23 protein-coding genes are annotated in these 23,969 nt (G+C 41.0%); 5 read left to right on the forward strand and 18 right to left on the reverse strand.

What is annotated here, in order from left to right:
- The 17 genes from GBI16_RS08610 to tviB form a co-directional block, all read right to left on the reverse strand.
- A partial coding sequence (locus tag GBI16_RS08610; protein ID WP_151706912.1) for an oligosaccharide flippase family protein occupies positions 1 to 315 on the reverse strand: 315 nt, incomplete at its 3' end.
- A gap of 20 nt (positions 316 to 335) precedes the next feature.
- Positions 336 to 911, reverse strand: coding sequence for a dTDP-4-dehydrorhamnose 3,5-epimerase (gene rfbC / locus GBI16_RS08615; protein ID WP_151706913.1), 576 nt, complete (start codon positions 909 to 911; stop codon positions 336 to 338).
- A gap of 43 nt (positions 912 to 954) precedes the next feature.
- On the reverse strand, positions 955 to 1,845 hold the full coding sequence (gene rfbA / locus GBI16_RS08620; RefSeq protein ID WP_086210704.1) for a glucose-1-phosphate thymidylyltransferase RfbA: 891 nt from the start codon (positions 1,843 to 1,845) through the stop codon (positions 955 to 957).
- On the reverse strand, positions 1,842 to 2,750 hold the full coding sequence (gene rfbD, locus GBI16_RS08625; RefSeq protein ID WP_151706914.1) for a dTDP-4-dehydrorhamnose reductase: 909 nt from the start codon (positions 2,748 to 2,750) through the stop codon (positions 1,842 to 1,844). Before rfbD ends, rfbA begins: the two co-directional genes overlap by 4 nt.
- Positions 2,751 to 2,763: 13 nt before the next feature.
- Complete coding sequence (gene rfbB / locus GBI16_RS08630; RefSeq protein WP_151706915.1) at positions 2,764 to 3,846, reverse strand: dTDP-glucose 4,6-dehydratase; 1,083 nt, start codon at positions 3,844 to 3,846, stop codon at positions 2,764 to 2,766.
- Positions 3,847 to 4,027: 181 nt separating this feature from the next.
- Entirely contained in the window at positions 4,028 to 5,893 is a 1,866-nt protein-coding gene (locus GBI16_RS08635) for a nucleoside-diphosphate sugar epimerase/dehydratase (protein ID WP_151706916.1), read from the reverse strand.
- A 57-nt stretch (positions 5,894 to 5,950) separates the two neighbouring features.
- Positions 5,951 to 7,126 (reverse strand): DegT/DnrJ/EryC1/StrS aminotransferase family protein, encoded by a 1,176-nt coding sequence (locus GBI16_RS08640; RefSeq protein ID WP_151706917.1) that lies wholly within the window; start codon positions 7,124 to 7,126, stop codon positions 5,951 to 5,953.
- An 18-nt stretch (positions 7,127 to 7,144) separates the two neighbouring features.
- Positions 7,145 to 7,801 carry a NeuD/PglB/VioB family sugar acetyltransferase gene (locus GBI16_RS08645; protein WP_004684228.1) on the reverse strand — a complete coding sequence of 219 codons (657 nt, stop codon included), beginning with the start codon at positions 7,799 to 7,801 and terminating at the stop codon, positions 7,145 to 7,147.
- Positions 7,794 to 8,393: a sugar transferase gene (locus tag GBI16_RS08650; RefSeq protein ID WP_086210710.1), complete on the reverse strand. Its 600-nt coding sequence runs from the start codon at positions 8,391 to 8,393 to the stop codon at positions 7,794 to 7,796. The genes GBI16_RS08645 and GBI16_RS08650 overlap by 8 nt, the downstream gene beginning before the upstream one ends.
- A gap of 2 nt (positions 8,394 to 8,395) precedes the next feature.
- Positions 8,396 to 9,532: a glycosyltransferase family 4 protein gene (locus GBI16_RS08655; RefSeq protein ID WP_119064494.1), complete on the reverse strand. Its 1,137-nt coding sequence runs from the start codon at positions 9,530 to 9,532 to the stop codon at positions 8,396 to 8,398.
- A complete protein-coding gene (locus tag GBI16_RS08660) occupies positions 9,532 to 10,623 on the reverse strand; it encodes a glycosyltransferase (protein WP_151706918.1) in 1,092 nt (363 codons plus the stop codon). Before GBI16_RS08660 ends, GBI16_RS08655 begins: the two co-directional genes overlap by 1 nt.
- Positions 10,620 to 11,741, reverse strand: a complete 1,122-nt coding sequence (locus tag GBI16_RS08665) for a glycosyltransferase (protein ID WP_228267827.1) — start codon at positions 11,739 to 11,741, stop codon at positions 10,620 to 10,622. The genes GBI16_RS08660 and GBI16_RS08665 overlap by 4 nt, the downstream gene beginning before the upstream one ends.
- A 15-nt stretch (positions 11,742 to 11,756) precedes the next feature.
- On the reverse strand, positions 11,757 to 12,308 hold the full coding sequence (locus GBI16_RS08670; RefSeq protein ID WP_086210714.1) for a DapH/DapD/GlmU-related protein: 552 nt from the start codon (positions 12,306 to 12,308) through the stop codon (positions 11,757 to 11,759).
- A 105-nt stretch (positions 12,309 to 12,413) separates the two neighbouring features.
- Positions 12,414 to 13,001 (reverse strand): DapH/DapD/GlmU-related protein, encoded by a 588-nt coding sequence (locus tag GBI16_RS08675; RefSeq protein WP_151706929.1) that lies wholly within the window; start codon positions 12,999 to 13,001, stop codon positions 12,414 to 12,416.
- Positions 13,001 to 14,173 carry a lipopolysaccharide biosynthesis protein gene (locus GBI16_RS08680; RefSeq protein WP_151706920.1) on the reverse strand — a complete coding sequence of 391 codons (1,173 nt, stop codon included), beginning with the start codon at positions 14,171 to 14,173 and terminating at the stop codon, positions 13,001 to 13,003. The genes GBI16_RS08675 and GBI16_RS08680 overlap by 1 nt, the downstream gene beginning before the upstream one ends.
- Positions 14,174 to 14,183: 10 nt before the next feature.
- Positions 14,184 to 15,206 (reverse strand): NAD-dependent epimerase/dehydratase family protein, encoded by a 1,023-nt coding sequence (locus tag GBI16_RS08685; protein WP_119064501.1) that lies wholly within the window; start codon positions 15,204 to 15,206, stop codon positions 14,184 to 14,186.
- Between the two features lie 28 nt (positions 15,207 to 15,234).
- Entirely contained in the window at positions 15,235 to 16,512 is a 1,278-nt protein-coding gene (tviB, locus tag GBI16_RS08690; RefSeq protein ID WP_086210718.1) for a Vi polysaccharide biosynthesis UDP-N-acetylglucosamine C-6 dehydrogenase TviB, read from the reverse strand.
- 272 nt (positions 16,513 to 16,784) lie between these two features.
- Between tviB and GBI16_RS08695 the strand changes: the two genes are divergently transcribed.
- The 5 genes from GBI16_RS08695 to GBI16_RS08715 all read left to right on the forward strand — a co-directional run bounded on the left by GBI16_RS08695 (position 16,785) and on the right by GBI16_RS08715 (position 22,189).
- Positions 16,785 to 17,879 (forward strand): polysaccharide biosynthesis/export family protein, encoded by a 1,095-nt coding sequence (locus tag GBI16_RS08695; protein WP_086210719.1) that lies wholly within the window; start codon positions 16,785 to 16,787, stop codon positions 17,877 to 17,879.
- Between the two features lie 3 nt (positions 17,880 to 17,882).
- A complete protein-coding gene (locus GBI16_RS08700; RefSeq protein WP_119064505.1) occupies positions 17,883 to 18,311 on the forward strand; it encodes a low molecular weight protein-tyrosine-phosphatase in 429 nt (142 codons plus the stop codon).
- Between the two features lie 19 nt (positions 18,312 to 18,330).
- Complete coding sequence (locus GBI16_RS08705; RefSeq protein WP_151706921.1) at positions 18,331 to 20,526, forward strand: polysaccharide biosynthesis tyrosine autokinase; 2,196 nt, start codon at positions 18,331 to 18,333, stop codon at positions 20,524 to 20,526.
- Positions 20,527 to 20,738: 212 nt separating this feature from the next.
- Complete coding sequence (locus GBI16_RS08710) at positions 20,739 to 21,443, forward strand: FKBP-type peptidyl-prolyl cis-trans isomerase (protein ID WP_151706922.1); 705 nt, start codon at positions 20,739 to 20,741, stop codon at positions 21,441 to 21,443.
- 53 nt (positions 21,444 to 21,496) lie between these two features.
- Complete coding sequence (locus GBI16_RS08715) at positions 21,497 to 22,189, forward strand: FKBP-type peptidyl-prolyl cis-trans isomerase (RefSeq protein WP_119064511.1); 693 nt, start codon at positions 21,497 to 21,499, stop codon at positions 22,187 to 22,189.
- A 171-nt stretch (positions 22,190 to 22,360) separates the two neighbouring features.
- Here GBI16_RS08715 and murJ read toward each other — a convergent pair whose 3' ends face one another.
- Positions 22,361 to 23,917 carry a murein biosynthesis integral membrane protein MurJ gene (murJ, locus tag GBI16_RS08720; RefSeq protein ID WP_171405809.1) on the reverse strand — a complete coding sequence of 519 codons (1,557 nt, stop codon included), beginning with the start codon at positions 23,915 to 23,917 and terminating at the stop codon, positions 22,361 to 22,363.
- Positions 23,918 to 23,969: the final 52 nt, after the last annotated feature.

The following is a 23,969-nucleotide window of genomic DNA, read 5'->3' on the forward strand; positions in this document are numbered from 1 at the left end:
GCATAAGATTAACATGAACAATGCCACTAGGAGAAATATGCTAAATTTGATGATTAAAGTTTGCGTATACAGTTGATTTATTTCTAAGAAATTTTTTTTCTCAAAAGCAATACTAATTCTTCTTGTTACTGTTAAGTTAAAACCAAAATCAACAACTAGTGTTAAATATAAAATCGTTGCCTGAGCTAATGCTAATGCTCCTATACCAGTTGGTCCGAATATTCTAGATAAATATGGAATAGTGAGTAAAGGAAATATATAGTTTGTACCTTGGATTAAGAATAATACAAAAATATTTTTTCTAACTAAACTCATGCTATTCCTATTTCTTTAAATCAGAAAATATCGTTTAATTTTTCAGCGTCTTTTAATGTCGGAGCAAACTTATCCTTATCGGTTAACTTTAATTCCAGACCACTTTCAATAGGCCATTCGATCGCAATATCGGCATCATCCCAAACAATGCTTCTTTCACATTCTTTAGAGTAATAGTTCGTCGTTTTATATAAAAACTGCGTATTATCCTCAAGAGCCACAAAGCCGTGTGCAAAACCTGCTGGAATCCAGAACTGCTTATGGTTTTCACCAGTAAGCTCTACACCAACCCATTGACCAAATGTAGGTGAATCTTGGCGAATATCAACAGCCACATCCCAAGCACGGCCTTGTACTACACGTACCAATTTGCCCTGAGCATGTGGATTCAGTTGGTAATGCAACCCTCTCAGTACACCTTTTTGAGAGTACGAATGATTATCCTGAACAAAATTTGGAACCTCAAGACCGCGCTCTGTTAAAGCTTGTTCAAAGTTTTTTTGGTTAAAGCTTTCCATAAACCAACCACGGTCATCTCCAAACACGCGTGGTTCAAGTATGAGTAGGCCATTAATTTTTGTTTCAATAATATTCATTCGTATCACTCAGTTTTATCTAGTCTTTTTTTTCTAGCAATGCTTATGCTTGATGCTCTTTAAGCAATTTAAGCAAGTACTGACCATAGCCCGTCTTTTTAAAGAACTCTCCACGCGCTTTGAGCTGATCGGCATTGATCCATCCATTGTTGAAAGAAATTTCTTCCAAACTCGCCACTTTCAAACCCTGACGGTGTTCAATGGTTTGTACAAACTGACTTGCTTCGAGCAATGAGTCATGCGTACCTGTATCTAACCACGCAAAACCACGGCCAAGCACTTCAACATTCAACTCATTTTGCTGTAAATAAAGGTTATTTACATCCGTAATTTCCAACTCACCACGGTGTGACGGCTGAATATTTTTAGCAATTTCAACGACTTTGTTGTCATAGAAATATAAACCCGTTACCGCGTAGTTTGATTTTGGTTGTTCAGGCTTTTCTTCAATACTGAGAGCCTTTCCTTCTGCGTCAAAGTCAACTACACCAAAACGTTCAGGATCATTTACATAATAACCAAAGACTGTTGCACCACTAACTTGTGACGCTGCACGTTTGAGTTGCTCACTAAAGTGTTGACCATAGAAAATGTTATCGCCCAAAATCAGACAAACATTATCCTCACCAATAAACTCTTCCCCTAAAATAAAGGCTTGAGCAAGACCATCTGGTGATGGTTGGACTTTATAAGAAAGTTTAATTCCGAGCTCTTCACCTGTACCTAAAAGTTTTTCAAAATTAGGTAAATCTTCTGGTGTCGAAATAATCAAAACTTCATTAATCCCTGCCAGCATCAGAACTGACAAAGGATAATAAATCATAGGCTTATCATAAATTGGGAGTAACTGTTTTGACGTTCCCATAGTAATTGGATACAAACGTGTACCTGACCCACCCGCAAGAATAATGCCTTTGCGTTTTATTTGACTCATGGAAGAAGTTCCTCTAATACTTGTGCTACACCTTGCTGCCAATGTGGCAGGTGTAATTTAAAATTTTGTTGTAACTTATCTGTATTTAAACGTGAATTTAAAGGGCGCTTTGCTGGTGTTGGGTAAGCTTGTGTTTCTATGGGATTCACTTGTTTTAAGATCAACGGTTGATTATGTTCACGTGCCTGCTCAAACACAAATTGTGCATAATCATACCATGTTGTTTCACCTGTAGGCGCTAAATGGTAATGACCGTGCAACAGTATTTTTTGTTCATCCGACTGTAAAGTATAATAGCGAATAGCTTGAGCCGTGACATCTGCAATCAGTGCTGCCCCAGTAGGTACACCAACTTGATCTTGGATGATATTCAGCTCTTCTTTCATTTGCGCCAATTTGAGCATGGTCTTAATGAAATTATTTCCTCGCGCCGCATAGACCCAACAGGTACGGAAATTTAGAAATGAAACTCCGCTTTGCTCTAAAGCAAGCTCACCGTCTCGTTTAGTTTGACCATACAAATTAACTGGGGCAGTTTGGTCATCCTCTTTCCATGCCAAAACACCTGTGCCATCAAACACATAGTCTGTTGAATAATGAATCAACAATGCACTATGCTTTTGACATTCCTCAGCCAAGTGCTTAACCGCTAAAGCATTGATAAGATGTGCCTGTTCAGCATCAGATTCAGCCTTATCTACAGCGGTATAAGCGGTTGCATTCACAACAATATCTGGGCGAATTTGTTCAAAGGCTTTTGAGATTTCTGCAAAGTTTGCAACATCACCACACCAACCCTCAGGGTTTGTTTGACGATCTAAAGCAATCACCTCTCCAAGTGGTTGGAGTGCACGCTGTAACTCCCACCCCACTTGGCCATTTTTTCCTAACAACAGTATTTTCATAGTATTACGCAACTTAATTTGTTTCTTCTGCAACCTGATACTGTTGATTGATCCAATTTTGATATTCACCACTTTGGATATGTTGAACCCACGCTTGGTTATTCAAATACCACTCAACGGTTTTTCTTAAACCCGTTTCAAAACTTTCTTCAGGCATCCAACCAAGGTCTTTTTGAATTTTGCTTGCATCAATTGCATAGCGTAAATCGTGACCAGGGCGATCTGTTACATAAGTAATCAAGTCTTCATAACGAGCCACACCATTTGGTTTATTTGGTGCAAGTTCTTCTAACAATGTACAAATGGCTTTAACAACATCAATATTCTTTTGTTCGTTATGACCGCCAATATTATAAGTTTCACCAACAGCAGCCTCAGTAACCACTTTATATAAAGCACGTGCATGGTCTTCTACAAATAGCCAATCACGAATTTGATGTCCATTGCCATATACAGGTAATGCTTTGCCATTGAGGGCATTCAAAATAATTAATGGAATCAGCTTTTCTGGGAAATGATAAGGACCATAGTTGTTAGAGCAATTGGTTAAAACGACAGGTAATCCATAGGTTCGGTGCCATGCACGAACCAAATGATCTGAACTAGCCTTACTTGCTGAATATGGTGAACTTGGAGCATACGGTGTTGTCTCAAGGAACAAGTCATCTGTACCTTCTAAGTCACCATAAACCTCATCCGTTGAAATGTGGTGGAAACGAAATGCTTGCTTTTTATCTTCGCTTAAACCGTTCCAATAATGACGAGCAGCCTCCAACAACTGGTATGTTCCAATAATATTGGTTTCAACAAATGCAGCAGGGCCTGTAATTGAGCGGTCAACATGCGATTCAGCAGCCAAATGCATCACAGCATCTGGTTGAAAACTTTCAAATAATTGATCTAATGCAATGCGATCACAAATATCAGTTTGGGAAAATTGATAACGCTCATTATTTTCAACCAATGCCAACGATTCTAAATTACCTGCATAGGTGAGTTTATCGACATTGAGTACCTGATGGGGTGTATTTTGAATAATATGGCGAACGACTGCTGAACCAATAAAACCAGCGCCACCTGTTACCAATAATTTCATATTTTCCTGCTCTTAATTTAAATTGATTGATAGCAAAATAATTTTAGGTTATCTATAGATAAATAAGATGTTTCTTTATTCTAAAACTATTTCAGTATTTTATTCAAAATATGTGAATGAATTGTATAAATAGTTTAATTGAACACGTTAGGCTTTATCAAATTAACATCAATAAAATATATCAATTCTTGTGCAAATCTTTGGTTTTGTAACCCTCTACATAGGTTTGTAAGATATTTTTAATTTTTGCCTGATTATCTCCTTGTTCAGATAAATCAGATAACTGCAAAAATACGCTGTTAATTTGATCAAAAAAATAAAAATGCTCATACGATTTTAAAATTCGTTCATGGTCAGTTTTGCTAACATTTTCAGATTCGATGAGTAGCTCTTCATATAGTTTTTCACCTGGACGCAGTCCAGTAAACTGAAGTGCAATATCACCTAGACCTTTTTCATCCATAGGTTTAAACCCACTTAGACGAATCATCTGTTTAGCCAAATCAACAATTTTAACGGGTTCACCCATATCCAGTAGAAAAACATCTCCGCCTGTTCCCATTGCCCCCGCCTGAATCACCAACTGCGCAGCCTCAGGAATGGTCATAAAATAACGAGTCACCTCAGGATGCGTTACTGTAACAGGTCCACCTTTTTCAATCTGTTTTTTAAACAAAGGAACGACAGAACCTGATGAACCTAATACATTACCAAAACGAACTATACTGATTTGTGTTTGCGGTTTTGTGGCAGCTAAACCTTGACAATACAATTCGGCCATCCGTTTCGATGCACCCATGACATTGGTTGGACGTACAGCTTTGTCCGTAGAAATCAAGACAAAGGTTTCAACCCCTTGAGCCACAGCGGCATCAACACTACGGGCCGTACCAATTGAAGTATTATAGATCCCTTCAAACGGGTTGGCCTCAACCAAGGGCACATGCTTATAAGCTGCTGCATGGTAAACCGTTTGCACAGCATGCTGTTGCAATATACGTTCCAATTTTATTTGGTGAGTCACAGAACCTAGTATAGGCACTACCTCTACACCTGCATTTTGTAATTCGCGATCAATGGAATACAGTGCAAATTCAGACATTTCAAATAAAACAAGGCATTTTGGTTGATGCTTCACGATCTGACGGCAAAGTTCTGAACCAATTGATCCACCTGCACCAGTTACCATCACCACTTTATTTTTAATATTTTTTTCTAAAAGCGCTAACTTTGGTGGTACTGGATCACGCCCTAGTAAGTCAATAATGTCGACTTCTCTGATGTCAGAGACTTGAACGCGGCCACCTACCAGTTGGGTGACACCAGGCAGTTCCATAATTTTGACATTAGACGGTTCAAAAGACTCAATAATTGCTTTTTTACGTGTACGACTTACAGATGGCATAGCCAGTAATATTTCTTCGATGTGGAACTTACGAAATGCTCCGAGCGCCTTTTTGGGTGAAAAGATTTTTAGTCCGCTTAAAGACTGCCCTTGTAGCGAAGCTTTATCATCAATAAAACAGACGGGCAAATAGTCATCCGAGCGATATAATGCGGCCGCAATTTGTTGCCCCGCAAGCCCTGCACCATAAATCGCGACACGTTTACGATTTTGCTTTTTCACAAAAGTACGCAGTGTGGCATAGCGAATCACAGCACGGCTCCACCACATCCAAGAAAACAGCACAAAGCCGTACATGAGCGGAATGCTCATAGGAATAAAGGCTAAACCAAGTTTCTTAACCGCATATAACCCAACAATTTGAATAAATGTCGCAATCGAGATCCGTAGCAAATAGTCTTCATTGAAGGAGCGTACAATCGCGCTATAAATGCCGAGTAAGGCAAAAATTGCAACACCAAAAACACCTACATACAGATACCAGAAATCTAAGCCTTCCATCACGGGAACATTGGGTTTGGCTAGTCGAATGGCATAAACCAGCCACATCATCAAAGGCAAAACACAGATATCCATGACCACTAAAACAGCTTGTTTTTGACGGCGCGGCAAAGATGCAATGACTCGGATAATGTCTTTCACGATGGGCTCAATGGTTTAGATAAAGGCAAAAAGTTGCATAACAAATTATACGCTGTTTCACATGGAGATTTGTGAGATCACCTGTTGGATACTATCCACCGTTTTTTGCATGTTGCTGTCGGACAAAGTCGGATGTACCAAGAACATTAAACTGCTTTCTCCCAAGCTTTTGGCATTAACCAGTCGTTGCTCAGGACGCCACGGCGTTCCATCGAAGGCTTTTTCTAAATACACTTCTGAACATGAACCACTAAAGCATGGCACACCCAGTGCATTAATTTCCGCCATAATGCGATCACGCGACCAACCTTCTGGCAATTGTGCTGTATTCACTTGTACATAAGCCTTATATGCCGCATGAACATAATTCGCAGGTGGCATTGGCACAGTAAAATAAGGGTTATTTTCAAAACTTGCTAAAACGCGACGCATATGCGCATTACGCACTTGCGTCCATTCTGGCATTTTTTGGAGTTGTAAGCGTCCGATGACAGCCTGCATTTCCATCATGCGCCAGTTGGTACCAAAGCTGTCATGTAACCAACGAAAGCCGGGCGGGTGCTGTTTGTTATAAATGCTATCAAAGTTTTTACCGTGATCTTTATATGACCACATTTTTTTCCATAAATTTTCATCATTGGTGGTGACCATACCGCCTTCACCACCCGTGGTCATGATCTTGTCTTGGCAAAATGACCATGCGCCAATATGCCCAATTGAACCTGCGGATTGACCTTTATAGAATGCACCATGGGCTTGAGCACAATCTTCGATGACCCAAATCCCTTTTTCCTCAGCCAACTGCATGATCGGGTCCATATCACACATCCAACCCGCCAAATGCACACAAATAATGGCTTTAGTTTTCGGAGTAAGAATAGCTTCAATGGTACGGCGTGAAATATTCTGTGAATCCAGCTCAACATCGGCAAAAACAGGATTGGCACCAGCCGTCACAATTGAACTGGCAGATGCAAGAAATGTCCGTGAAGTGACGATCACATCATCGCCTGTGCCAATGCCAAGGGCTTTTAAGGCCAAATCCAGTGCAACTGTGCCATTCGCTACAGCGACGGCATACTGCGTCTGTGCAAATGCGGCAAATTCTTTTTCAAACTCACGGCATTCTTGTCCTGTCCAATAATTGACTTTATTGGATAAAAGGACCTTTGACACCGCATCTGCTTCAGTTGAGGTGAAACTTGGCCACGGTTCAAATGCAGTGTTTAACATGAGTTTTTCCTAAATTTATCATTTACTGGTCAGTATACGGGCAGGATTTCCCACCACTGTTACGCCCGCAGGCACGCTTTTGGTCACCACAGCGCCCATACCCACCACAGCACCACGACCAATCACCAAAGGTTGCGCAGGTGTGCCTTGTTTAATCACGGCACCTGCACCAATATAAACATGGTCTTCTATATGAATATTACCGTTGCATTTTACGCCCGGTGCAAACGTGACGAAATCACCAATCACACAATCATGCTCGACATAACTATATAAGTTGGCATGAAAACATTTGCCAATTTTAATATTGGATGTAATCGTGACAAAAGGACTCAACGCAGCACCTGCGCCAAGTTCTACCGTATCCATCAGCAGCGTATTATCTGCCTGCACTGACCACAATGGAAGACCATCTTGCTCCAGTTTCAGCGCAATTTTTTCACGGACTTGACTGTTGGCAATTGCAATCAGTACCGCTTTGAAAGATACAGGCTCCGCTTTAAATTGTGGGTAGTTCATGGCACGATGACCATTCACTATCGTAATTTCAGTCAAGGCATCATCAATAAACACAATTTCAGCAGGCTCTTGCTGACGTGCTAATTGTTGACGTGCTACAGGCATCAAACTACGTCCACACCCCGAAGCACCATATACGGCATACAGCTTAGTCATGTTTGCTGCCTGTGAATTTATGCATCGTGACATCACCTTCGGCACTAATATCATCTTTCGCGAGCACTTTTTTGACGGTTTTCAGCATGATTTTAAAGTCGAGCCACAAGGACTGATTGTTGACATACCATGTATCGAGTTCAAACTTCTTTTCCCATGAAATGGCATTACGTCCATTCACCTGCGCATAGCCCGTAATACCGGGGCGCACATCATGGCGTTTGGCTTGCTCGCTATTATATAAAGGCAAATATTCCATCAACAACGGGCGTGGTCCCACGATACTCATGTCCCCTTTAATCACATTCCATAGCTCTGGCATTTCATCCAAACTGGTGGCGCGGAGCATTTTACCAAAGGGCGTTAAACGCTCACTATCGGGTAGCGGATTGCCTGCTGTATCCAGTGCATCTTTCATGCTACGAAACTTAATCATTTCAAACGGTTGCCCATGTAAACCCGGGCGGGTTTGGCGAAAAAGTACAGGAGAACCCAAATTCTTTTTTACTTTATACGCCACCAACGCATAGACAGGAGATAGCAGCACCAAAGCAGTTGAGGCGATCGCGACATCTAAAATTCGTTTCAGCATGCTTAAACTCCCATCTCGGACATCATGTGGGCATTCACTTGATGGACATCATATTTCTCTAAAGCGATTTCACGCGAACGTTGCCCCATCTGTACCATCAGTTGCGGGTCATCTATAAAAGTTTGCATGGCGTGCACCAATTCTTCAACTGACTTCACTGGCACCAAATACCCGTTCTGACCATGGATCACTGTTTCTCGGCAACCTGGGGCATCCGTAGTGATAATGGCGCGACCCATCGCCATCGCCTCAAGTACGGTGCGAGGTGTACCCTCACGATAAGATGGCAAGACATAGACCGAACTGGCTGCAATAGCAGGTCGTACATCACTGAGTTTACCCCAATAATTGACGACTTTCTCTGCCACCCAAGCATCTAGTTCAGCTTGCGCAATCGCAGCAGGATTTTCATCAATCCAACCCACCAAATGAAACTCGACTTCTGGATGCTTTGCTTTGATGATGCGAGCCGCTTCTGCATATTCTCGCACCCCCTTATCCCCCAATAAACGAGCAATCAGCAAGAAAGAAACCTTTGCTTGGCCATGTTCATTTTTAGGTAAATCCAGTACTGCAAAATCCTGCACATTCACCCCAGAACCATTCACCACCACCGTCGGTTTTTGAGGTGATAGGAGTTGCATGCTTTGAAATAATTTTAAGTCGTCGGGATTTTGAAAAAAGACTTTGTGTGCATGCTTGAGCGCTTGCGCATACAGACCATGCACCATTTTTTGAAAAATACTGCGTTGACCCGATTCCGCATTTTGAAAGGCATACCCCAAACCCGTAATCAATGCAAAACGATGGGGCACTTTTGCCAAGCTTGCAGCCAATGTGCCATAAATCACGGGCTTAATGGTATAAGACAGCACATAATCAGGTTGAATTTGGCGAATCAGCTGATACATCGCTTTTAATGTTTTGAGATCTTGGATTGGGTTGGTTCCTGTACGTTGCATGGGCAGCGTATGTACCTGATAACCCAATTGCTGCAGTTTATTCAACTCATCAGGATAATCGTGTAAATCAGGCGCTAGGACATGTATTTCTAAACCCTGAGCATGAATCGCCTCTAACAATTTACCGCGAAAGTTCAGTACAGACGGTAGATAACTACTGATCATCAAAAATTTCATCAACCTTGTCCCCATACCGTCATGTATTGCTGGCTTACGTGCTGAATACTAAAGTTCTGCTCTACCCGCGCCCGTGTTTGTTGCTTTAAACTGCGCTTATCAGCCTGTGACAATTTTACATAGTCTAAAATCGCCGCTTTCAACCCTGCTACATCGCGTGGCGCAACCACCCAACCTTTCTCTTCTACAATATATTTAGCATCCCCAACATCCGTCGTGATGCAGGGTAAACCTGATGCCATCGCTTCGACCAAAACATTGGGAAAACCTTCCGTAATCGAAGTCATCAAAAAAGCATCCAACGATTGATAAAAAGCTGGCATATCCGAAACCTGATCGAAGAGCTGTACTTTTTGTGGATCTAACTGATGCTCAGCAAAGGCTTGTTTGATTTCAGGGGTGTCTAAATTGGCACCACTCCCCGCAATTTTAAATACAATCGGCTGATCTTTAAGTTCAGCAATCACTTGCAATAAATATGCATATCCTTTAGCTGTATGGTAGCGCCCTGCAAAACCAATTGTGATCGGTTCATGCAATTGCTCATTTACTTGAAACTGATCTAAGGCAACACCATTGGCAATCACCTGCTGATTTGCATTGTTAAAACCAAACGCTTGATGTTGCTCAAGGGATGAATGCGCACAATACACAATACCTTTCGGTTGCTGAGAGAAAAGCTTGCTGAGGTTTAATGCCACTTTGGTACTCAGCGACTCTTCTTTAGGTGATGCCAGTGAATGATGAACCCCCCAAAAAACAGGTGGTTTTTGTTGCATGCCCAACAGACTTAGACTGGTCATCGCATTGGCATGGTACATCCAACCTTGTACCACATTCGGTTGAATCTGTTGCAGTAGTGTTCTGAGTTTAAGCATGACACTCAAACTGTTTATACCCTTCCAATTTAAACTGTAGTGTGAAGAGCACAGCTTCAAGGTTTCGGCATAAACATTGGATACATGCATTAATGAGATAATAATGTGTTCATACTCTGCCTGCGTTTGCGCAACCAAACGGGACAGCATCATTTCAGCGCCACCCACACCTGCGAAGTTGGTAATCACATGTACAACCACAGGTTTGTTCATACTGCCAACCCCATCATCTGAGCATAGCGTTGCAATACCGTATCTTTATGGAACTGCTGACAGTGCTGTTCAAATTCAGTCGCAGTATATTGCACACCGTCTGCACAAAGCGCTTGCTGCATAGCCTCTGCTAATGCAGGTGCATCATCGCAAGGCACCAATAAGCCGAATTTGGCATTATCCAAAATTTCCATCGGGCCACTTGGACAATCGGTACTCACCACTTTAATTTTTGAAGCTAGCGCCTGAATCAGCACACCCGGCAAACCTTCCCAATTTGAACTCAGCACAAACAGTTCAGCATATTTAAAATAAGCATAAGGATTGGCATCAAAACCGGGTAAATCCACAACATCGTGTAGACCCAAGTCAGCACGTAAATGTTCCAGTTCCTGACGCAACTCACCTTCACCCAAAATGATCAAACGGGTATTGGGCTGCTGTTGATGTAACCTAGCAAAGGCACGAATTAAATTGGCAAAGTTCTTTGCTTCTGTTAAACGTCCAACCGCCATGATGACTTTAAGATTAGGCTCAAAAAAACGATGCGTTACAGGTGCTTGAAGTTTAGTAAAATAACTGTCATCAATCACGGGGTTGTAAATGGTGACTAAATTAGACTGTTGATAGCCATAGTATTTGCGAAAATCCTCTAACACCCCATTGGATACACAAACCACTCGGTCCGCCATGGGATAGCTATAGTTCACGAGGCTTTTCAAGACAAACTTGGCAAAACCTTGCAACTTCATATTTTTCGAAGGTGTCGACACTTCACGGAAGATTAATTTGGTTTTGACTTTTGCCAGTTTCTTGGCAAAGGCACAAATGATATTGCTATGGGTTTGGGTGGCAACGACTGCAAGGTACTGCCCTGTTTTTAATTGTTGTTTTAGTGGCATCAAAGCATTCACCACTCGCCCACAGTTCAAATCAAGCAGTTGGATTTTAGGGCTGACCTCAGGACGTAATTTTCCCTTTTCACCCTGTATATTACATACAGCCAAATCCACCTGAATACCTTGCTCAGCAAAGCTATTGGCGAGCTGGATGACGGTTCGTTCAGCCCCTCCACCACCCAGTGTTGGTAAAAAGAACATCACTTTATTCAACATCATAAAATCCACTTAAAGCTAAAGCTGAGATTGTTTTTGTGCTTGAAGCTCAATCGCACGCTGCACACGTTGAGTATAGTCCTGAATCCCTGCAAGCTCAGAGTCACTGGCACAAGTGGTTTTAATTTTGGCTTGAAAGTCATCAAAACTGCTCACCACTTTGGCAGGTACTCCAATTGCTACACTATTATCAGGAATATCTTTAGTCACCACTGAACCTGCGCCAATCACCACATTTGAACCAATCGTGACCCCCGGCATAATAATGCTATTGACCCCAATAAAAACATGAGAACCCACATGAATAGGGGCAAAACGTTGATAACGCTTGCCTTGCGCATCATAAACAAGGCAGGTACTACCATCATGCGTAATAAACTTAACGCCTGAGGTGACTGTAACGTGATTCCCTAGGTGAATCAGAAAAGGTTCAGAGCCCCAGCTCTTGATATAAATTCGACAATGCTCACCGATAGTCACCCCTTTTTTACGCGCATAAGCAATACTGCCCTTGAACATAAAATAGGCTAAATCAAACACTGTGTTGAAAATTGACCGAATCAATGCCATGTATCAAAAAGACCCAAGATAAATAGATAAATGTGCAACAAAAGTACGCAACGGGCTATTTTACTCTCAATTGTGCAACACGGATATGCTCTGTCCAACAGAGTTTTATTTTATTTTTTTTGCAGGTGTTCCCACGTAAACCCCCGCCTCGGGAAGGCTTTTACTCACCAATGAACAGGCGCCCACGACCACATTATTGGCAATATTGACGCCATCAAGCACGGTTACTCGAGCACCAAACCAAATATTTTCACCAATTTGAATCCCCTGTTTAGTAATGTGGTCTTTGACCAAAACCTCAGGATCATCAAACTTATGGTTACTGGCGATCATAATACTTTGCGTGCCAATCCGGGTATTATCCCCAATGCTTAGACCACCACAGCCATTGAGAAAAGATTTGGAGTTGATACTGACATTCTGTCCAATTTCAACCTTGCCACCAAAACACTTGATATAACAGCTTTCACCAATAAAACTGTGATCACCAATACAAAGCGTGGCGCCCTTTTCCACAATAATCGTGACATCATCCCCAATATAGACATTTTCCCCGATACTCACGACACCGCTAATATCGAGCTTAGTCCGCTTCCCAAAATATTTAAACCGACTTGAAAAAGCCATGTTATACAGCGCCTTACGGCACTGTGCAGAGAGCCAGTTGAGCAACTTCAAAGTTTTAAAAAACATCACAATTTTGCTCTCCACACCACATATAAAATGGAAAAATTATAAAAAATGAGTGCTACAGGAACAGCCAAAAGCATATAAATTTTATCATTCATCATGACATAGAGCCCAGCAAACAAAATGAACTTTAAAATCAATTCCACAATTTGCAGTCTAAACAAAACTTGGCTGTTTCGTTTCGCAATCAGATAAGCTGAACTGGGCGGATTACAAAAGACCGCCCAATAGCCCAATGCCAAAATTTGGAAATAGGTTGAAATACCGACCCACTCATGGCCAAAAGCCCACAAATAAACACTTTCAGGTAATACAAAAAATACTGCAAAAAATGGCAGCGAAATCAGGCTTAAAATCACACTGCTATGCAAAGCCTGACGATTGGTGTGTGCATGTTTAAATTTGCGAATAAAAAATTGGCGAAGGGTTTGCGACATTAGGTTAATTGGGACACGGAGCGTACGTTCAACAATGGCGTAAAAACCCATTGCCTGCACCCCGACAAAATGTGAAACCACATAGTATGGCAAGTTATGTGAAAAACTATTTAAAAGTGCATGCGGTGTATTGCTATAGATAAAATCTTTATAATGCTTAAATGCCTGCCAACTCACGCTATAGAGTTGATTTTTTAGAATATAAAGCACCACAATCATAAGCATGATCACTGAACTGACCGCATAGCTACTCACCAGGCCAATGCTCATCCATAAAGGTAAACTTAACTGCACCACCACCACAATCAGGCTTCTAAAAATATTCAGCCCTGCACAAAAATATTCGGCATGTACTGAAAACTTATAGTTATAAAGGCTTTGAATCAAAGTATTGGCAAGTATTCCACTACAAATTGCCCCAACCATTGCTGCATCAAAAAAGCAACTCAAAACACCTGCCGAAAGCAAGGAAATAAGGGTGGCAAAAATCGCACCTTCGAAAATCAGACTTTTTTGATGCTGTTGTTCGGCCACCAATTGCGCTTGGTCCAAACGCAAATTCGCTACTGTCGATAAGACACTAACGATGGCTAAAGCAATACCATATTCACCAAAGTCTTGAACCGAATATAAACGCGTTAAAAAAGGCAGGGCGATAAATGTCATTATCGCACCCACTAATAAACTGCTGGTGATTAAACCAATCGACTGGTATTTGGCGAACAGGCGCGCAATCATGTCAACCCGTTCAGGTCAAATTATTGACATACCAACGCATTGCCAACTGAATGCCTTCAGCAATCGGGTATCCAGGCGCATATCCTAAAGCCTGTTGAATTTTGGCAATACTGGCTTGTGAATGGCGCACATCCCCTGCACGAAATTCACGATACACTGCAGACTTTTCATAGCGAATTGAGTTTTCAAACAATGCAACTTGAATTGCAGCATATAGATCATTCAAGGTGGTACGATCACCCACAGCTACATTATAAACTTGGTTTTTGGCCTCGTCAGGGGCTGTGGCTGCCAAAATATTGGCTTGTACCGTATTATCAATAAAACAGAAATCGCGACTGGTTTCTCCATCACCGTTGATGAAAACATCATCCCCTGCAATCATCGACGCAGTCCACTTGGGAATCACGGCTGCATAGGCACCATTTGGATCCTGACGTTGTCCAAAAACATTAAAATAGCGCAAACCAATGGCTTTAAAACCATAGCTACGGGCAAACACATCTGCATATAGCTCATTCACATATTTAGTTACGGCATAGGGTGAAAGTGGATTTCCAATATTTTCTTCAACTTTAGGTAATCCTGGATGATCACCATAGGTTGAACTGCTTGCCGCATAACTAAAACTTGAAACATGCGCATCACGTGCTGCGGTCAGCATATTCAAAAAGCCACTGATATTGGTGTCATTGGTCGTGATCGGATCAACAATCGAACGTGGTACAGAACCCAAAGCAGCTTGATGCAAAACATAGTCCACACCAGTACAAGCTGTTTGACAGTCTGCAAACTGACGAATATCACCCTCAATGAAATTGAAATTTGACCACTGTGCCTCTGAGACACATCCTTTCACTTCATCAAGATTATGTTGATAGCCTGTCGCAAAATTATCTAACCCGACCACGATCTGATCTAGCTTTAATAATGTTTCAAGCAAATTTGAACCAATAAATCCAGCAACGCCCGTGATTAGCCATGTCTTCGGTGCTTGTTGTAACTGCTCGCAGACCGTTTGATATTGGTTCATCGTAAATTTTCCAAAAACATTCAATAAATTATAGACGTAAATCAGACTCTGATTGATCTAATACATATTTTAAATCATACAAGACATGGCTTTCTTTACCTAAAGCACGAATTGCATCAGCGCCCATCACCTTAAATTGCTGGTGGGCAACCGCAAGAATCACCGCATCATACGTTTGCTGATTTAAAGACTGTACTGGGCTAATCGCATATTCACTTTCAGCCTCAATTGGGCTTACCCACGGGTCATATACATCAACATCAATATGATATTCTTCAAGTTCTTTCACAATGTCGATGATACGGGTATTACGAATATCAGGACAGTTTTCCTTAAAACTGAGCCCCAAGACTAAAACTTTTGCGCCTTCAACCTGAATCTTCTTTTTCACCATACTTTTAACAAGTTGGGTGACGACATAAGCACCCATGCCATCGTTCAGACGACGACCTGCCAAGATAATTTCAGGATGATAACCCATCGACTGTGCTTTATGAGTTAAGTAATACGGGTCAACCCCGATACAGTGCCCACCCACTAAACCTGGACGGAATGGTAAAAAGTTCCATTTTGTTCCTGCGGCTGTGAGTACATCTTCTGTATCAATGCCCATTTTATTGAAGATCAAAGCAAGTTCATTAATTAAAGCAATATTTACATCACGTTGTGTGTTTTCAATCACTTTTGCTGCTTCTGCAACTTTGATACTTGGCGCTTTGTGCGTGCCCGCTTCAATAATAAGATTATATACTTCATCGACAAAATCAGCGACTTCGGGTGTAGAACCTGAGGTGATTTTTAGAATATTCGTAACCCGATGGAGCTTATCCCCTGGATTAATCCGTTCGGGGCTATAGCCCGCAAAAAAATCTTGATTGAATGTTAAACCTGATACTTTTTCTAAGACAGGAATACAGGCTTCTTCTGTTGCACCGGGATAAACGGTCGATTCATAGACAACGATATCACCCGCAGATAATACCTGACCAATACTTTGTGATGCTTTGATTAATGGAGTGAGATCGGGTTGTTTAAATTCATCAATCGGTGTTGGAACGGTCACAATATAAAAGTTACAACTTTTTAGATCTTCTAAATCTGCGCTATAACTCAACTGAGTTGCTTGCATCAACTCATCTGGAGACACCTCCAAGGTATGGTCTTGACCAGACTTTAACTCATCAATTCGCTTCTGATGAATATCGAAACCCAGCACAGAAACTTTTTTACCAAACTCTACAGCCAGAGGTAAACCAACATAACCTAATCCGATGATGGCAATTTTTAGATCAGCGAGTTGTAGCATGGTACAGCCTTGTGCAATTTGAATAGGATAGGAGCAGAGATCTCAACGTTGCACAATATAGCAGAAATTTGATTTCTTTTAATGACTAAATTATGTTACTTAGTCCTCAAAAAATTATTCGATTAATTATAGAAACAGTACGTTTCACCAACATCTTAGGCTATGTTAAAGATATTAATTGGTATAAAATCTAACTGTTTTATATAAATTCTTCGGGTTGTCATAGCCCTGATCCATTATTCAAATTATTTATAAATAGGGTTTATTTTCGAGTGAGTTACTACCGCTATAGCATATTGTTAGCACTCAGTTTAAGCATAACTGGTTGTGCCGTAACATCAGGACTTCAAACTTATGATCTTCCTGAACAAGGCTCCTATAAAACAAATCAAGGTGCTGAACTTAATGTTGTACAGTTAACACAAGAGAATATCTCTAATATAGCGCAAGCACCTGTCAACAATTTTTCAGATATTCGAACTTTGTTTAATAAAAAACAAGGTATTTATCGCTTGAACTATGGTGATGTCCTATCTATCCAACTTTGGGCATATCCAGAAATTACTCCGCCTATTCAAGATGCGACCAGTGTACGAACTGTAGGCTACCCGATTGATCCAAACGGGAATGTCCAACTTCCTTTAATTGGTTCTGTCAAAATTGCTGGAAAAACGCTTGCTGAAGCACATACATTCTTGCGCAGCCAATTTAGCAAGTATCTCAAGAATCCTGACGTGATTGTCCGCGTTCTGTCTTTTGAAGCAAAACGCTACTATGTCAACGGGCAAGTGCTTAAAAGTGGACAATACACCATCAATGATCTTCCAATCAGTCTCTATACTGCCCTAGGTCAAGCGGGCGGGATCGACACCAAGACTGGAGATACGACCAATATTCAACTCATCCGAAATGGTCAAACATATAATCTCAATACCATTCAGTTAGAAAAACAAGGCTTATCACTCCATAACCTACTGATCCAACCTGACGACACCATTTTCGTTAACACCAAACAAGACCAAAAACTATATGTCATGGGTGAGTCGAGTAAAAGCCAAGCGATTAGCTTAAGAGATCAAGGCATGTCTTTAAGTGATGTATTGGGTGAAAGTGAAGGTATTAATCCATATTCTGCAAGTGCAGCACGAATTTATGTAATGCGCACAGACTTAAAGTCCAAACAATCAACCATTTATCATTTAAACTTGAGTAGTCTGGGTAATTTGGCCTTAGCCAATCAATTCGACATGAAAAAGAACGATATTGTCTATATTGATGCAACAGGTTTAACTCGTTGGCAGCGTGTGATGAATCAAATTGTTCCGTTCTCAAGTGCTTTATATAGTTTTGATCAACTTGGAAAATAAGTCATGGGGATACAAAATATTTTAGTGGTTTGTGTTGGAAACATTTGTAGAAGTCCAATGGCGGAATATTTCCTCAAGCAGGAAAATCCACAGCTCAATATTGACTCTGCAGGTCTATCCGCCATGGTGGGACATGGTGCCGATGACAAGGCTATTCATTGTATGGATCAATTTAAGATTGATATGCGTCAGCATGTCGCAAAACAGATCAATGCCAGTCTCATTAAAGCTGCCGATTTGATTTTGGTGATGAGTAACAACCAAGCTCAACATATAGAAAAACAGTGGCCTTTTGCTAAAGGTAAAGTCTTTCGCCTAGGTCATTGGCAAAAACAAAATGTTGCTGACCCCTACCAGCATGATCAAGCTTTTTTTGATATAACCTGTAGCAATATTCAAAGCTTTGTTGCTGATTGGAAATCACATTTTTAAATTATTACGATATTAAATTATGAATCAAAACTCTAGCACTAGCGAAGATACAATCGACTTAAAAGAGTTATTTTTTTCTCTGATTGCTCAGTGGAAACTCATTGCTCTTTGTATTATTTTCAGTTTAATTTGTGCATTACTTTATTTAAGAGTCACTCAACCAGTCTATTCCACGGACGCTCTCGTTCTTGTTGAAGATGGTAAGAGCGCAGCCTCTGCTGCTCTTTTAGGTGAGCTCAGTCAACTCTCAGGAGCGATGGGGCAAAAGTCACCAGCCGATGCTGAAATTGAAGTCCTAAAATCTCGCATGGTTTTGGGACAAGTGATTCAAGATTTAAATCTTGATCTCCACATCACTGACTCAGAAAGTTCAGTATTTAATCGTCTAATTTCAAAGAATAAGTCAACAGTAGAATACACTCCGACTGAAGTAATTTATCAAAATCCATCTTCTTTAGTCCAAATTAAACAATTCAAAGTTCCTGATTTTTATCAAGATAAAGCACTTCAATTAAAGTTCAATGAACAAGGTACATTTCAACTTTTATATGAAGATGAAGTTGTTCTTGAAGGCAAAACCAATGTCAAGAATCAAGTACCTAGTCCGTATGGCTTATGGGAAGTCTATATAATCAAAAAAGATAAGCTTGCTTACGAACTTGGACTCACAAAATACTCTTTACCTTCAGCCATGAAAAACCTCATGCAAAATTATGGTGTGGCCGAACGTGGAAAAATGACAGGTGTAATCGGTTTAAACTACCAAGGTACTGATAAAGAACACATTACCAAAGTTCTGAATCATATTCTGAGTGTCTATCACAAACAAAACATTGAAAGAAAGTCCCTAGAATCAACGCAAACACTTGCTTTCTTAGATAAACAATTACCTTTACTTAAGCAACAACTCGAAGATTCTGAGATTAAGTTCAATAGATTCCGTGAAAAATACAACACCATTGATGTGACCCAAGAATCTGAACTGTTATTAAAGCAAAATATTGAGCTTGAACGCTTAATGATTGAGCTCAAGCAAAAACAAGCTGAACTTTCTGCAAAATATACCAATGATCACCCTTTAATGGCAGAAATTAATGCTCAGTTGAAAGAGTTGACTGGTAAAAAAGAACAGTTAAATCAAGCTTTGAAACAACTTCCAGAAACCCAGCGCTTATATTTACAGCTTTATCGCGATGTTAAAGTAAATTCAGAACAATACACTGCTCTGCTAAACAACTATCAACAGTTGAAAATTGCAAATGCTGGTGAGATTGGTAATGTACGTATTGTCGATACAGCCGTTAAGCCTTTTGAAAAAGTTAAGCCAAAGACACTTATCGTTCTAATTTTATCGCTCTTTGTCGGTGGTTTCCTTGGTACGCTGTTAGCATTATTACGCAATATGATGCGCTCAGGCATTAAAGACTCCGCTCAAATTGAAAATGAGCTGGATCTACCTGTGTATGCAACAGTCCCTCGTTCACCCGTGCAAGAAAGTCGCATCAATATTTTGAAGAAGAAAAAGAATATTCCTATTTTGGCTGTTAAAAACAGTGATGATATTGCGATTGAAAGCTTACGTAGTATGCGTACCGCCATTCATTTTGCTTTAAGTTCTGCAAAAAATAACCTGATTATGATTTCAGGCCCAGCACCAGAAGTCGGGAAATCTTTTATTTCGACCAACTTAGCCACAATTTTGGCGCAAAGCGATAAACGTGTTTTGATTGTAGATGCTGACTTACGTCGTGGATATTTACATAAATACTTTAACTACGACACTCAACCAGGTCTCACTGAATTACTCAATGGCCAACACAGCTTAGAGACAGTGATTCGAAATACTGAAGTACCTAGCTTAAGCGTCATCTCCAGAGGTAAAAGTCCAGCCAATCCATCTGAACTCTTAAGCTCGGCTCAGTTTAAGAACGTCTTGGCACAACTGTCTGAAAAGTTCGATCATGTGATCATCGACACACCACCAGTACTGGCTGTAACGGATGGGATTATTATTTCTCAATATACAGGCGTTAATTTAGTGATTGCGCGTTATGCGAAAACACAAATGAAAGAGCTTGAGTTAACCATCAATCGCTTTGAACAAGCAGGTGTTAAAGTCAATGGCTTCATTCTGAATGACATTCAACGTACAGCTGGTTCAGGTTATGGCTACAATTATGCTTATGCTTATAAAGCCAATAAAGAATCAGACTAAAGACAGCTATTAGCCGATAAAAAGCCAGAATGACAGTTCTGGCTTTTTATTTTGTATGACAAACGTTTATATATTCAAATCCTTATAGTTTTTTTAAGGACTTCGGCATATATTAATTTGGAAATGTACTCTAGGTACAAAACACGTGATTCATGAAGTCTGCTAAGATGCTGAAAACTTTTTGAATGTAATAGAATTAGGAAAAATTTCACATGAGTAAAGCCTTACCGATTGCTGTAGCTGTTCTTCTAGGCGGTGCTGCACTTGTTCCCGTTTATTATGCATCTCAACACCCTGCTTCGGCTGAAGCGCAAGTTTCAAAAAATGCATCTGCCGTAGAAAAAATTAGCTATGCACTAGGCTATGAAGTTGCTCATCAAACCCCACCAGAACTCGACATTAACAGTTTTGTCACCGGTGTTCGCGCAGGTCATGCCCGTAGCCAACCCGCGTATACAGAAGAAGAATTAAAACAAGCCTATGAACAGTTCCAACAAGAAATGCAACAAAAACAGGCTAATGTTGCTCAACAAGCACAGACCACTAGCGATAATTTCTTAACTGAAAATGCAAAAAAACCTGGGGTGAAAACTACAGCTTCAGGCTTACAGTACAAAATCACCCAAGAAGGTACAGGCAAGCAACCAAATGCAAACTCGGTAGTGACGGTACACTACAAAGGCCAGTTGGTCGATGGTAAAGTCTTTGACAGCTCAATTGAGCGTGGCGAGCCAATTGAGTTCCCATTGAATCAAGTCATTCCAGGTTGGACTGAAGGTTTACAACTGATGAAAGAAGGTGGCAAAGCGACCCTCTATATCCCGTCTAACTTAGGTTATGGTCCACAAGGGGTACCCGGTATGATCCCAGCCAACAGCACACTTATTTTTGATGTAGAACTGATCAAAGTAAAATAACAATGCCAACTCAAGGAGAGCTTTTGCTCTCCTGTTTTTATTGAGAACAATTTATGAAAATTCAAACAACATTACTCTGTGGCTTGTTCCTTTCAACTCCTCTTTTCGCGGCGCCTATCACCAATAAAAGTAGTGTTCATCAACAGGTCGGTTATAGCTTTGGTTATTTGATGGGTCGCAGTAATGCAGAGTCTATTCAAGATTTAGATATAGATGCTTTTGTCCAAGGGTTACGAGAAGCATCTAAAGGCCAAACTGCCTCATTAAGTGATGAAGATATGGCGCGTGTACTCACCCAATATAAGCGTCAAGCCGAAGCGAAACAATTATTAGAAGTCAAACAATTGGCAGACAAAAATGCCAAAATTGGCGCAGCATTTTTAGCTGAGAATGCAAAAAAACCTGAGGTGAAAACTACAGCTTCAGGACTGCAATATATGGTTTTACAACAAGGTCAAGGCAAGTCACCCAAGGCCAACAGTCGAGTCAAAGTCCATTATGAAGGACGTTTGATTGATCAAACGGTTTTTGACAGTTCGATTGCCCGCCAACAGCCTGCAGAATTCCAAGTCAGCCAAGTCATTCAAGGTTGGACTGAAGGTTTGCAACTGATGAAAGAAGGAGCGAAATACCGTTTCTTTATTCCATCTAAACTGGGTTATGGTCAAATTGGTTCAGGTGATGTAATTGAACCGAACAGCACGCTGATTTTTGATGTGGAACTGATTGCAGTATTGCCAAACTAAGGCAGTTAGGCAAAATAATTCTATAGATAAAATAAAAAGCCTGACATGTGATCAGGCTTTTTATTGATTACGCTTTTTATGAATTACAATCTATTCTCAAATCAAGCCATGCTTTTTTAAGCTACGCGCTTCACTGGTCTTGCAGCATAAAATCAAGTAGTGCTTTTTGTTTTATGCTTCATGCTTTAAATGGCGTGGTCTAAAACCCGTAATGAATAAACCAACGGCATAAGCCACTGCACCGACCACACACAGCCCAACCACTTCAGCAACGCGAATCCACTGTGACATTTCGCCATTATACCAAGTCAGTCCGTACCACAATGCCGCAATCATCACGGCGTTAGAAATACCAAACTGAATAAACAGTTTTTTCCAGTGAGCACCAAAACGGAAAATATCACGCTTATGTAGGTAGAAATACAACATTCCTGCATTTACAAGTGCAGACCCAGAAGACGCTAAAGCCAGTGCCATATGCTCTGCATGCCAGTCAATCAATTTAAAGAAACCAATAAACACTACGTTTAAAATCGCATTCGCAGCAACGGCCATTAGCCCCACACGGACAGGAGTCTTGGTGTCTTGTTGTGCATAAAACCCAGGTGCAAAGACTTTAATCAACATGAATGAAATCACCCCGGCGCTCATACACTGCAACGCTAAAGCCGTCATTTGAGTATCTTCAAGGGTAAATTGTCCGCGTTGGAATAGGGCCTGAATAATAGGGGTCGATAACATAAACAGTGCAATACTGGCAGGCACGCCAACCAAAACAATCACCTTCGCAGCCCAATCCATCATGCCACGAAACTTCGACATATCTTGCTCTGCATGACGGGTCGACAATGCCGGTAAAATTACCGTACCAATCGCCACCCCAATCAACCCCAAAGGCAATTCAGTCATACGCTCTGCACTATATAACCAAGACACAGAACCATCTTGCATAAACGAAGCCCAAATGGTGTTTAGAAGTAAGTTAATTTGCGTAACAGAAACACCAAATAGTGCAGGCAACATCAATTTCATGATGCGATCTACACCCTCATGTTTAAAATCGACTTTCGGCGGAATCAGTAATTTTTTATGCCAAAGTTCAGGAATTTGGATCGCTAATTGCAATACACCCGCAGCAATCACTGCCCAACCGAGTGCCATAATCGGCTCCGCCATATACGGCGTCAACCACCATGCTCCTGCAATCATCGCAACATTCAGCAATACTGGTGAAAATGCGGGTGAAGCAAAGGAACCATAACTATTTAGAATACTGCTGGCAAAGGCTGTCAGCGACATAAACAATAAATAAGGAATAGTGAGGCGGAACATCGAAACTGCAAGATCAAACTTCTCAGGGTCAGCATGGAAGCCCGGTGCATAAATATACAATACGGCAGGCGCCGCGACCATAGCCAAGAAAGTTAGAGCTGTCATGATCGTCATCAAACAACCAAAGACACGGCTAATCAGGATTTGAACTTCCGCATGGGTACGCCCAGTTTTATATTCGGTCAGTACTGGAATAAACGCCTGAGAGAATGCCCCCTCAGCAAACAGCCGACGAAAGAAGTTCGGTATACGAAAGGCCACCACAAAAGTATCGAAATCTTTACCCGCACCAAAGACATTCAGCAAAACAATGTCTCGTACCAAACCCAAGACCCGAGAAAGCATGGTCATTGCACTTACAATTACGGTTGACCGCCACAGCGCCATCGTATCCACCTAGTTTTTCATTTGCCGCTATTGTAATGAAACTTCAGCGAATATTTGATTG

The sequence above is a fragment of the Acinetobacter sp. TUM15064 genome (assembly GCF_008980265.1).
Classification (GTDB): Bacteria; Pseudomonadota; Gammaproteobacteria; order Pseudomonadales; family Moraxellaceae; genus Acinetobacter.